This window comes from Streptosporangium sp. NPDC006013, from assembly GCF_040614275.1.
Lineage (GTDB): Bacteria > Actinomycetota > Actinomycetes > Streptosporangiales > Streptosporangiaceae > Streptosporangium.
In genome coordinates this window covers 1-10910 of sequence record NZ_JBEXUE010000346.1, presented here as the reverse complement: position 1 = coordinate 10910, position 10910 = coordinate 1, and the positions used below count along the sequence as shown (strand labels likewise).

The following is a 10910-nucleotide window of genomic DNA, read 5'->3' as shown; positions in this document are numbered from 1 at the left end:
GCCACACCCGGAGAACCGGGGGTGGCCGCGGCCGGGGCGCTGTTCGCGCTACTCGCCGTTCTCGGTGCCGCCCTGCCCGTCCGCCGGGCCCTGCGGGTCGACGCCACCGTCACCGCCGTTGTCACCGTTACCGCCGCCGCTCTGCGGCGCGCAGGAGATCGTGAAGGTCGCCTTCTTGGAGACGACCTTGCGCGGGCTCAGCACCTGGAGCGCCTGCCAGCCCTTCAGGTTGCCGCGGAAGGTGGCGCGATCCTTCAGGATCTTCGTCCCGTTCACCTTCACGGTCTTCACCGCACTCTTGGAGCCGTCGCCCCTGAGCCAGCGGTAGGCCACCACGGTGGGCGCGCTCACCTTGATCTTCGCCGTGAAGCCGATGGTCACCGGGCACTTACCGGTGTGCTTGGCCGGACCCGCCTTCACCGCCACGGCCACCTTGGGCTTCGCGGGCGCGGCCGCCGCGGCGGCCGGAGCCGTCGGCGTCATCAGCAGTACGGCCAGCAGGGACCCGGCCAGCGCGGAGAGCCCCTTGAGTCTGTTCATGTCATCCCATCGCCGAGTGATCGAACTCCGATGGCAAAGTTTAGCCATGGTGACTTGTGATCCGGTTGGGACCGGCTGAGTCCACTGATCGGCGTGGGGCGACGGTGGCAGGGGTGACCGGCGGTGGAGGGCTGCGGCTAAGGTGCGTTCAAAACGGCGCGTCCGGTCCGAACCGGCACGTCCATATCGGCACGTCCTCAGAGGAGCACCAGCATGCGCGTCACGCTCGCCGACCCGTCCGCCCTGATCCCGGGCTTCGAGCGGGTCCACCGCGAGCAGTCGGCGCTGTACCCGTACGGGCCGGCCGGGTGGCAGCCGGTGCACACGGTCTACGTCCCCGCGGACCGCCTCGACGCCGGGACGGTGCGGGCGTGGGGTGACGCCGCGCTGGAGCTGATGCGGCGGCACCTGCCGCAGGGCGATCTGGCCGCGATCCTCGGCGTGGGCGAGGACCTCGCCGGAGCCGTGCACGGCCGGGTGGCCGCCAAGCTCGGCGAGGAGCCCGTCGAGGACCTGCGCGTCGACTTCGAGGACGGGTACGGGCCGCGCCCCGCGGAGGAGGACGGTCACGCCTCCACCGCCGCCGAGGCGATCGCGGCCATGCACGCGGCCGGAACGCTCCCCCGCCGCTGGGGCCTGCGGGTGAAGTCGTTCGCCGACGGCGACCCGGTCCGCTCCCTCAGGACGCTGGACGGCTTTCTCACCGGCGTGGTCGAGCGGGTCGGGCGGCTGCCCGGGGGATTCGTGGTCACCTTCCCGAAGGTGCTGATGAGGGCCTACCTCCACCAGTTCGCCGACTGCCTGCGGGCGCTGGAGGACGGGCTGGGCCTCGACGAGGGCGCGCTCCGGTTCGAGATCCAGGTCGAGGCGCCGCAGACGGTGCTGTTCCTCGACTCCGCTCTGGTCGCCTCCCTGCGGGGCAGGCTGGCCGCGGCGCACTTCGGCGTCTTCGACTACACGGCGAGCTGCGCCCTGCCCCCGCACGAGCAGCGGCTGGACCATCCCGTCTGCGATCACGCCAGGAACGTCATGCAGACGGTCTTCGCCGGGACCGGCGTGGAGTTGTCGGACGGTTCGCTGGCGGCCTCCCCCGCCTCGGATGACAGGCGGGCCGTGCAGGAGCTGTGGCGGCGCCACGCGGAGCTGGTCGGGCACTCCCTGGGCCACGGCTTCTACCAGGGCTGGGACATGCACCCGTCACATCTGGTCAGCCGGTACGCAAAGGTCTACGCCTTCCACCTGTCCCGTTACCAGGAGTACGCCGACCGGGTGCGCGCCTGGCAGGAGCGGCGCGAGGCGGGCGAGGGCGTGATGGACGAGCCCGCCACGATCAAGACCATGACCGCCGCCCTGCGCCGCGCCGACCTGGCCCTGGGCCCCGCCCCGGCTCCACCGGCCTGACCTCGATCGCCGGTCCCCGGCTCAGCCGACTGCCGGCGTCCCGGCCGATCACCGCGAGACCTGGCGCGCCTCAGTCGATCAGGGCGCGCCACTGGCGGACCCGGCGCTCGTCGACCGGGTCCGACCAGGACGCCCGCACGGCGCTGCCGACGTGGAAGGCCCGCACGCCGTACTCCATCAGCACCCCGACATGGCTGGGCCTCAGCCTGCCTCCGGCCAGGATCAGCGGGCCGTCGCCCGCCTCGCACCGGGTCTTGAGCAGCGGCAGCCCGTCCGCCACGCCACCGGGCGCACCCGAGGTGAGCACGGTGGCGAGGTTGGGCAGCAGGCGGACGGCACGCCAGCTCGCCTGGGTGTCGGCCGCGTGATCCACCGCCCGGTGAAAGGTCCAGGGCAGCGGTGCGACCGCGTGGATGAGCGCCTCGGTGGCGGCCAGGTCGACCGCCCCCGCCCGATCGAGGAACCCGAACACGAACCCGGCCGCGCCCGCGTCGGCGAGTGCCCTGGCCTCGCGGCTCAGGGTCTTCAGCGACTCGGGCGTGGCCAGGAACGAGGCCTCGCCACGCAGCATCACCATCTGCGGCAGCGCGCACTCCTTGGAGATCGCCGCGACCGTCTCCGCAGCCGGGGTGAGCCCGTCCGCGGCCATGTCGGCGACGACCTCCAGGCGATCGGCGCCGCCGGCTTCGGCCGCGACGGCATCACGCACGTCAAGCGTGATCACCTCAAGCAAGGATCCGGTCATGAATGGAGGCTATCGGATGGGTTTGCCCTGGGATCGCCGTGGTTCAGACATGCTCGGGGACGGACGACCCGCGCCGGTCCGAGAAGGACAGCGCGAGGCCGGACGCGTGGGCGCGCAGGCCCCCCGGCCGCTGGAACAGGGCGCCGGAGGCGCGATGCGACAGGTCGACCGTGCGGAGGTGCGCGAAACGCTGTCCCCGATAGTAGTCCTGGAGCCGCGAGTTGTCCTTGGAGCAGTCAAGCCTGAGCCATCTTCTCCCCAGGGCCAGGACCCGCAGGCCCGCCCAGTCGAGCAGCGCCTCTCCCAGCCCCCGGCCGGCGTGGGCGCGCGCCACGGCCAGCTTGTGGACGTAGAGCGCCGAGCCGGGGTCGTCTCCCGGAGCCCAGAACTCGGGGTCGGCGTGAGCGTCCAGGGCGAGGGTCGCGGCGGGCCCGTCCTCCCCGTCCAGCAGGTACATGACGCCCTCGTCGATCAGCGGGGTGATGCGCTCGGCGGGGAAGCCGGCGGCGGGCCACTGCCGCACGCCGCGGCGGTTCAGCCACCCGGCGGTCTCGGCGAGGAGCGCGAGCACCCCGTCGAGATCACCGTCCGTGGCCCTGCGCAGCGTGAACGGGCGCACGGTGGTGGGACTGACGGTGTTCGAGTGCATGGTTCATCCCTTCGTTGCGTTCGGTACGCGAGTTGACACGGAGCGTGGTCGCCTGATGGCGCACGGCACCCATGTCGGGCTAGGCGGATGCCTAGGGGCTGGGGGCGAGCGGCGGGGAGACGCCGGTCGGGGTGAGAGGCGCGGGCGGCGCGAGAGAGCCCGGCGGGAGGGCGACGGGCGGGGGGAGCTCGGGCGAGACGGCCGGGCCCGGGGAAGGCCCGGCCCGGAGTGCGCCGGCCGGAGGGAGAACGGCCGCCCTGCGGGCGCGGCCCGCCGGGCGCCCGCGGCGCGGACGGAGTGGAGGCCGGCCCGTCAGGGCGGTTACCGAGATGTCAACGGCTTTCCAGCTCGTACCTGATCAGGTGCTTGTCCGCAGGCAGTACCGACACCGCCACGCGCACGGGGGTGTCCTCCACGTCGTAACCGACTCGGACGTAGACGACGACCGGCGTGCCGAGCTGGAGCTGGAGCCGCTCGGTCTCCGCGCTGTTGGGCATCCGCGCCCAGATGTCGTCCACCATCCGCACCTGCCGGTGGCCGAGCTCCTCAAGGACCTTGTTGGCCCCGCGCCTGATGTCGCCGGGACGGGTGATCTCGGAGTCGGCGACCAGGGCCAGCGGGAAGTAGGAGTCGTTGGTGTTGTACGGCTGGCCGTCCACGAAGCGCAGCCTGCGGCGGACCACGGCGAGCTCGTCGTCCGCGAGCTCCAGCCTGCTGGCGATCTCCTCGGCCGGGTGCACGATCGAGACCTCGATCTCCTGGCTCGGCGCGCGCCCCTCCTGCGAGACCGCCCAGGCGAAGGCCTCCAGGGTCTCCTCGCCCCGCGGCTGCAGCTCGCGCTGGGGGTGCATGAGCAGCGGACGGCGCTCCCGCACGACGGTGCCCCTGCGGGGGGTGCGGGTGACCAGGCCCTCGTTCACCAGCTCGCCGAGAGCCAGCCGCACGGTGTTCCGGCTCACCTGGTGCACGAGCATGAGCTCCGCCTCGGTCGGCAGCTGATCCCCCGGTCCGAGCGCACCGGAGTAGATGGTCCTCCTCAGATCGGAGGCCACCAGTTGATACAGCGTTGACCGCGCCATTAAGTCCCCTTTGTGCCAACAAAACTAGACGATCTGGTTCTAGCGGGGAACAGCCCCTTGACCCAACCTCCCAAGACCCGCATCATCCAATCGTTGGTACAAATCCATCGAAAGGCCAGCGAGGGGGTGGAGGCCGGTGCTGTCGGTCCGCGTGGATGCGCCGTACCTGCCCTGGCGCGACCCCCGCGAGGCGACGCGTTTACTGCGCTACGCGTTGCACCGCCAGGGGTTCACCCACACCTACCAGAGCAACGGAAGCGGGATGTCCGTGCTCTCGGTGCTGACTGATCTAACCGTTTGGTGCAAGAACGGGCTCTTTGTCTGGAACGAGGATGGCGTTGAGTCCTCGCATCCGGCCGACGACCCGGCTGGGGCGGCCCGCCTCATCTCGCAGCACTACCGGCGGCCCACGCCTGACGACGACCTCGCGGAGGAGGAGGCGGACCACCAGGTCCGCGCCTTCGCCGACACAGACTCCGAGCGCGACTAGCCGGCGGAGGACCCCACCCCTCGCCGGGGTCCTCCGCCCATCGCGCCGGAGCGGAACGCGTCCTGGCGGGTCCCCCACGCCCGCCAGGGCGCGCTCCCCATCTCCGGAGCGCGATCGGCGGGAACGGGACCCGCCGGGACGCACCCGTGACGCGGCCCCGACGCGGCCCCGACGATGAGCCCCACCGCGAACGCGCCTCAGCCGAGCGGACGCCAGTCGATCAGCGACAGTTCCTCGTCCACCTTCCTGAAGCACGCCCGGACGGGCAGGCCCGCGACCGGTGGCTCCGCACCGCGCCAGTTGCCGTACATGACGCATTCGGGCGCCTCGTCCAGCCGTACCATCACCACCGTGTACGGCTCGCTCACCCCGGCCAGGAAGGGCTGGTGGCTGACGATCCAGCTCTCGACGCGGCCGGCCGGGGCGATGGGCGCCCAGTGCCACTCGCGGGTCCTGCAGCGGTGGCAGTAGGCGCGGGCGGGAAAGCGCGGTGTGGCGCAGGAGTCGCACCGCTGGAGCACGAACTCCCCGCCGGCGGTCCGCCTCCACCACTCCGCCGAGTCGCGATCGGCAACCGGACGCACCCCTCACCCCTTCCGCAGGATCAGCGCCGAGGTGGCGGGCAGGATGTAGCCGGGCTGGGCCGTGGAGAGCGCCACCTCGGCCCCTTCCACCTGTCGCTCCCCCGCGTCCCCCCTCAGCTGTGAGACGGCCTCGGCGATGTGGTTGACGCCGTGCACGTACCCCTCCGACAGGAACCCGCCGTGCGTGTTCACCGGCAGCTCACCACCCGGCGCGACGGCACCCGAGGCGACGTACGGGCCGCCCTCGCCCTTGGCGCAGAAGCCGTAGTCCTCCAGCTGCACGATCACCGAGTAGGTGAAGCAGTCGTAGATCTCGGCCACGTCGACGTCGGCGGGCCCGATGCCCGCCTGGCGGTACAGGCGCGGGGCCAGTTCGGCCGCGCTGGTCACCGTGGTGTCCGCCCGGCCGCCGGACAGGAAGGAGTCACCGCCTCCCCACGCGGCGGCGGAGATGAGCACCGGCGGCCTGCGCAGGTCGGCGGCCCGCTCGGCGCTCGTGACGACGAGCGCGCAGGCGCCGTCGGTCTCCAGGCAGCAGTCGAGCAGTCGGAACGGCTCGGCGATCCACCGGCTCGCCAGGTAGTCGTCCAGGGTGATCGGGGTGCGCATGAGCGCCCGGGGGTTCTTGGCCGCGTTGGCGCGCTGGACGACCGCCAGCGCGCCGAAGTGCTCGGGACGGGTGCCGTACCTCGACATGTGGGCGCGGGCGAACATCGCGTACTGCTGCGGCGGCGCGAAGTAGCCGTACGGCGCCTGGTACTGGACCTCGGGGCTGACCGGCAACCCCCGGCCGGTCCCGCCCATCCGGAACTCCGAGCGCGCGTTGATCGCCCGGTAGCAGACGACGGTCTCGGCGACGCCCGCCGCGACCGCGAGCGCCGCCTGGCCGACCACCGAGTGGGAGACGCTGCCGCCGCCGAACTGGTCGAGGTACCAGGAGGGCTCGTGGATGCCGAGCGCGGGACCGACCAGACAGGGCGCGGCGGAGTCGCCGACCCGGTGGGTGGCGATGCCGTCGACGTCGTCGGCGGTCAGGCCCGCGTCGTCCAAAGCCGCCAGCACGGCCTCGCAGGCCAGGGTGAGGGTGCTGACCCCGGAATCCTTGGAGAACCGGGTGTACCCGACGCCCGCGACGGCCGTGCGGTCCCGGAAACCACCCACGTACGAGCCTCCGATCTCAAGCAAGCGCTTGGCCAGAGGCTAGGTCGGGCGAATCGCGGATGTCAACGACGGGCGCACACCGCCGACGGCGGCCGGGGACTTTTTCCGGCACTCCCCTACAATCCAAGCAAGCGCTTGGTAAGATAGCGCCAGACGGTGCAGGACGCCGTCCGCCGCCGAACCCCCTCGGAGGCCGATCGGGCGCGATTGAGGAGGCGAGTAGCACCATGAGCACTCACGCGGCCCGGCTGCTGGAGACCGCCGACCACCCCCGCGCCACCTTGGCCGGGCGCGGCACCACCGCCAACGGAGTCGCCATGCAGAGTGGCCTTTCGCAGGGCCCGTCCAACGGAGCCGAGAGACCTGAGATCAACGGGGCCACGCACCAGGGCGGCGCCGTGGACGGCCGGTGGTTCCGCTCCGTGCTCGGCCACTTCGCCACCGGCGTGGTGGCCATCACCGCCATCGACCCCGACACCGGCGAGCCGTGCGGCCTGGCGGCCAACTCCTTCACCTCGGTGTCACTGGACCCGCCGCTGGTGGCCTTCTGCGTGGCCCACAGCAGCACGAGCTGGCCGCGCCTGCGCGCCGCCGGAACCCAGACGATCAACGTGCTCGCCGAGCACCAGCAACCGGTCTGCGCCGCGCTCGCCGGCCGGGGCGGCGACAAGTTCGCCGGGCTCGACTGGACGGTCTCCCCGGGTGGCAACCCGGTGATCGAGGAGAGCCTGGCCTGGATCGACTGCTCGATCGAGGCGGAGCATCCCGCGGGCGACCACGTCATCGTCGTCGCCAGGGTCCACCGGCTCGGTGTCCACGGCGACGGCGGCCCGCTGCTCTTCTTCAGGGGCGGCTACGGCCGTTTCCACGCCTGACGTCCCCAAGCCGGAGGTATTCCATGACCCTGCGCGAGGAGGCACGCTCCTGGCTGGAGGAGAACCTCACGGGCGAGTTCGCGCACGCCCGGGGACTGGGCGGGCCCGGCCGCGAGCACGAGGGGCACGAGGTCCGGCTCGCCTGGGAGCGGCGGCTGGGCGAGGCCGGGTGGACCTGCCTGGGCTGGCCCAGGGAGTACGGAGGCCGGGACGCCACTCTGGAGGACCAGGTCGCCTTCCACGAGGAGTACGCCCGTGCCGCCGCCCCGGCGAGGGTCGGGCACATCGGCGAGGGACTGATCGGGCCGACCATCCTGGAGCACGGCACCGAGGAGCAGCGGCGGCGCTTCCTGCCGCCCATCCAGCGTGGCGAGGAGCTGTGGTGCCAGGGCTACTCGGAGCCGGAGGCGGGCTCCGACCTGGCAGGCGTCCAGACACGGGCGCGCCTGGACGACGGCGAGTGGGTCATCACCGGCCAGAAGGTGTGGACCTCGCTGGCCCACGTGGCCGACTGGTGCTTCGTGCTCGCCAGGACCGAGCCCGGCTCGGCACGCCACCGCGGCCTGTCCTACCTGCTGGTCCCGATGGACCAGCCGGGGATCGAGGTACGGCCCATCCTCCAGATGACCGGCACCAGCGAGTTCAACGAGGTCTTCCTCGACGGCGCCCGCACCGCGGCGGGCAACATCCTGGGCGCTCCCGGCGAGGGCTGGCGGATCGCGATGGCCACCCTCGGCTACGAGCGCGGCGCCTCCACCCTGGGCCAGCAGATCGGCTTCCAGCGGGAGTTCGCGGAGGTGGTGGCCACCGCCAGGCGCACCGGGGCCGCCGAGGACCCGGTGCTCCGCGACCGGCTGGTGCGCTCGTGGCTGGAGCTGGACATCATGCGGCTCAACGCGTTGCGCACCATGACCTCACTGTCGGCGGGCGAACCGGGACCCGAGGTGTCGATCGGCAAGCTGTACTGGTCGGAGTGGCACCGGCGGCTGGGCGAGCTGGCCCAGGCCGTCCAGGGGCGCGCGGGCCTGGTCGCCGACGCCCCGCCGTACGACCTCAACGCGCTGCAGCGGCTCTACCTGTTCAGCCGCGCCGACACCATCTACGCCGGGTCCAGCGAGATCCAGCGCAACATCATCGCCGAGCGCACCCTGGGCCTGCCCAAGGGCTGAGACACGACCACCGGAACGGAGCCCGCATGGCGACACCTCCCCCCTACCCCCGCGCCCACGGCCTGCTTGACGGAAAGGTCGTCCTGGTCACGGCGGCGGCCGGGACGGGCATCGGGTACGCCACCGCCAGGCGCTGCGCCGAGGAGGGCGCGACCGTGGTCGTCTCCGACCGGCACGAGCGGCGCCTCGGCGAGGCCGCCGAGGCGCTGGCCGAGCTGAGTGGGGTCAAGCCGCTCGCGGTGCCCTGCGACGTCACCTCCGAGGCCGAGGTGCGCGCCATGTTCGACGCGGTGACCGAGGCGCACGGACGGGTGGACGTGGTGGTCAACAACGCGGGCCTGGGCGGTACGGCGCGGCTGGTGGAGATGACCGACGAGCAGTGGGACGCCGTCCTGGGGGTGACCCTCACCGGCACGATGCGCTGTACCAGGGCCGCCCTGCGGCTGATGGTCCCCCAGGGTTCCGGAGTGATCGTCAACAACTCCTCGGTGATCGGCTGGCGCGCCCAGGAGGGCCAGTCGCACTACGCGGCCGCCAAGGCCGGGGTGATGGCCCTGACCAGGTGCGCCGCCCTGGAGGCCGCCCCGCACGGCATCCGGGTCAACGCGGTGGCCCCCTCACTGGTCATGCACCCCTTCCTGGCCAAGGTCACCACCGACGAGCTACTCGCCGAACTGACCTCCCGCGAGGCCTTCGGCCGCTCGGCGGAACCGTGGGAGGTGGCCAACGTGATCGTCTTCCTGGCGAGCGAGTACTCCACGTACATGACCGGCGAGGTCGTCTCGGTCTCCAACCGGCACCCCTAGGGAGGCGCCGGGTCGTACGACGTACGCGGACCTCCGTGAAACGCCGCGACTCCCGCAGAAAGGCGGAGAGCCTCGCGAAGGACGACAATTGCCCCCATGCGCTTCGGGATCCTGGGCACCACGCGGGTGTGGCACGACGACGGCGGCGAGGTGGGCGTCGGCGGGCCCGCCCTGCGGGCGCTGCTGGGCCTGCTGCTCGCCCGTGCCGGGGAGGTGGTGACCGCCGATCTCCTGGTCGACGACCTCTACGGCGCACGACCCCGGGACGGGGCGGCGCACGCCCTGCAGTCGCAGGTCTCCCGGCTCCGCCGGCTGCTGGGGCCCCAGGTCGAGATCGAGGCCGTCTCCTCGGGCTACCGGCTCTCGGTCGGCCCCGGCGATCTCGACGCCCACCGCTTCGAACGGCTCGCCGGCGAGGGACGTCAGGCCCTGTGCGACGGAGACCCGGCGGGAGCGGCCCTGCTGCTGCGGGAGGCCCTGGACCTGTGGCGGGGGCCCGCGCTCGCCGACGCCGCGGACGCCGCCTCCGTGCAGGCCCTGGTCCTGCGGCTTCAGGAGCGCAGGCTCGGCGCCCTGGAGGACCGGATCGAGGCCGACCTGCGGCGGGGCGAGCACCGGGCCGCGGTGCCCGAGTTGCAGGAGCTGGCCGCCCGCCATCCGCTGCGGGAAAGACTCCGCGTCCTGCTCATGCGCGCCCTGCAGGCGGGCGGCAGGCAGGCGGAGGCCCTGCTCGCCTTCGAGGAGACCCGGCGGCTGCTGGCCGACGAGCTCGGCGCGGATCCCTCGGCCGAGCTGGCGGCCGTCCACCAGGAGCTGCTGCGGGGCGAGCGGCCGTTCGAGCCGCCCGCGCCACCGGCGCAGCTGACCAGCTTCGTGGGCCGCGCGGAGGATCTGGCCGAGGTCACCCGGCTGCTCGGTACCGCGCGCCTGGTCACCCTGGTCGGCCCCGGTGGGGCGGGCAAGACCAGGCTGGCGATCGAGGTGGCGAGTCGCCTGCCGGACGTCTGCTACGTCGAGCTCGCACCGCTGCCTGACGGGCGGCGGCTACCGCAGGCCCTGCTCGCCGCGCTCGGCCTGCGCGAGAGCGGACTGCTCGCCATGCCCGCCGGGGCTGACCCCGTCTCCCGGCTGCTCGCGGCGCTGGCCGGCCGGCCGCTGCTGCTCGTCCTCGACAACTGCGAGCACGTCGTCGAGGCGGCCGCCAAGCTGGCCGCACGGCTGCTCGCCGGCTGCCCCGAGCTGCGCGTCCTGGCGACGAGCCGGGAGCCGCTCGGCATCACCGGCGAGAACCTGTGGCCGGTCCGGCCGCTCGCCCCCTCCCTCGCCGCGCGGCTGTTCACCGACCGGGCCTCGGCGGTGGAGTTGGAGATGTCCATCGACGGGCCGGTGTCCTCGATCACCACGTCCTTGC

General features: G+C 72.7%; 12 protein-coding genes. 6 read left to right on the top strand and 6 right to left on the bottom strand.

Annotated features, from left to right (window positions below; all coding sequences use genetic code 11):
* Positions 1–48: 48 nt before the first annotated feature.
* On the bottom strand, positions 49–540 hold the full coding sequence (locus ABZ260_RS36755) for a hypothetical protein (protein WP_355626785.1): 492 nt from the start codon (positions 538–540) through the stop codon (positions 49–51).
* Between the two features lie 213 nt (positions 541–753).
* On the opposite strand from ABZ260_RS36755, the gene ABZ260_RS36750 reads away from it, so the two are divergent.
* Positions 754–1941, top strand: a complete 1188-nt coding sequence (locus ABZ260_RS36750) for an aldolase (RefSeq protein WP_355626783.1) — start codon at positions 754–756, stop codon at positions 1939–1941.
* A 70-nt stretch (positions 1942–2011) separates the two neighbouring features.
* On the opposite strand, the gene ABZ260_RS36745 is transcribed toward ABZ260_RS36750, so the two are convergent.
* The 3 genes from ABZ260_RS36745 to ABZ260_RS36735 all read right to left on the bottom strand — a co-directional run bounded on the left by ABZ260_RS36745 (position 2012) and on the right by ABZ260_RS36735 (position 4414).
* Positions 2012–2686, bottom strand: a complete 675-nt coding sequence (locus ABZ260_RS36745; RefSeq protein ID WP_355626781.1) for a copper homeostasis protein CutC — start codon at positions 2684–2686, stop codon at positions 2012–2014.
* Between the two features lie 43 nt (positions 2687–2729).
* The gene (locus ABZ260_RS36740; RefSeq protein ID WP_355626779.1) at positions 2730–3335 is read right to left on the bottom strand and encodes a GNAT family N-acetyltransferase; all 606 of its coding nucleotides are present in this window, start codon (positions 3333–3335) and stop codon (positions 2730–2732) included.
* A gap of 332 nt (positions 3336–3667) precedes the next feature.
* Positions 3668–4414, bottom strand: coding sequence for a GntR family transcriptional regulator (locus ABZ260_RS36735; RefSeq protein WP_350912998.1), 747 nt, complete (start codon positions 4412–4414; stop codon positions 3668–3670).
* A gap of 136 nt (positions 4415–4550) precedes the next feature.
* On the opposite strand from ABZ260_RS36735, the gene ABZ260_RS36730 reads away from it, so the two are divergent.
* The gene (locus ABZ260_RS36730) at positions 4551–4904 is read left to right on the top strand and encodes a hypothetical protein (protein WP_350912996.1); all 354 of its coding nucleotides are present in this window, start codon (positions 4551–4553) and stop codon (positions 4902–4904) included.
* A 197-nt stretch (positions 4905–5101) separates the two neighbouring features.
* Here ABZ260_RS36730 and ABZ260_RS36725 read toward each other — a convergent pair whose 3' ends face one another.
* Positions 5102–5488 carry an OB-fold domain-containing protein gene (locus ABZ260_RS36725; RefSeq protein ID WP_355626776.1) on the bottom strand — a complete coding sequence of 129 codons (387 nt, stop codon included), beginning with the start codon at positions 5486–5488 and terminating at the stop codon, positions 5102–5104.
* A 3-nt stretch (positions 5489–5491) separates the two neighbouring features.
* Entirely contained in the window at positions 5492–6649 is a 1158-nt protein-coding gene (locus ABZ260_RS36720) for an acetyl-CoA acetyltransferase (RefSeq protein WP_355626787.1), read from the bottom strand.
* A 227-nt stretch (positions 6650–6876) separates the two neighbouring features.
* On the opposite strand from ABZ260_RS36720, the gene ABZ260_RS36715 reads away from it, so the two are divergent.
* The 4 genes from ABZ260_RS36715 to ABZ260_RS36700 form a co-directional block, all read left to right on the top strand.
* On the top strand, positions 6877–7524 hold the full coding sequence (locus ABZ260_RS36715) for a flavin reductase family protein (RefSeq protein ID WP_355626774.1): 648 nt from the start codon (positions 6877–6879) through the stop codon (positions 7522–7524).
* A 23-nt stretch (positions 7525–7547) separates the two neighbouring features.
* Entirely contained in the window at positions 7548–8693 is a 1146-nt protein-coding gene (locus ABZ260_RS36710; protein ID WP_355626772.1) for an acyl-CoA dehydrogenase family protein, read from the top strand.
* Between the two features lie 26 nt (positions 8694–8719).
* The gene (locus ABZ260_RS36705; protein WP_350912987.1) at positions 8720–9499 is read left to right on the top strand and encodes an SDR family oxidoreductase; all 780 of its coding nucleotides are present in this window, start codon (positions 8720–8722) and stop codon (positions 9497–9499) included.
* A gap of 96 nt (positions 9500–9595) precedes the next feature.
* Positions 9596–10910: BTAD domain-containing putative transcriptional regulator (locus ABZ260_RS36700; protein ID WP_355626770.1), on the top strand; the 1315-nt coding region annotated here is incomplete at its 3' end.

Bases quoted from the DNA above. Each gene is read 5' to 3' on its own strand.
- ABZ260_RS36755 (WP_355626785.1), bottom strand. From the start codon at position 540: ATGAACAGACTCAAGGGGCTCTCCGCGCTGGCCGGGTCCCTGCTGGCC.
- ABZ260_RS36750 (WP_355626783.1), top strand. From the start codon at position 754: ATGCGCGTCACGCTCGCCGACCCGTCCGCCCTGATCCCGGGCTTCGAG.
- ABZ260_RS36705 (WP_350912987.1), top strand. From the start codon at position 8,720: ATGGCGACACCTCCCCCCTACCCCCGCGCCCACGGCCTGCTTGACGGA.
- ABZ260_RS36735 (WP_350912998.1), bottom strand. From the start codon at position 4,414: ATGGCGCGGTCAACGCTGTATCAACTGGTGGCCTCCGATCTGAGGAGG.
- ABZ260_RS36745 (WP_355626781.1), bottom strand. From the start codon at position 2,686: ATGACCGGATCCTTGCTTGAGGTGATCACGCTTGACGTGCGTGATGCC.
- ABZ260_RS36740 (WP_355626779.1), bottom strand. From the start codon at position 3,335: ATGCACTCGAACACCGTCAGTCCCACCACCGTGCGCCCGTTCACGCTG.
- ABZ260_RS36715 (WP_355626774.1), top strand. From the start codon at position 6,877: ATGAGCACTCACGCGGCCCGGCTGCTGGAGACCGCCGACCACCCCCGC.
- ABZ260_RS36710 (WP_355626772.1), top strand. From the start codon at position 7,548: ATGACCCTGCGCGAGGAGGCACGCTCCTGGCTGGAGGAGAACCTCACG.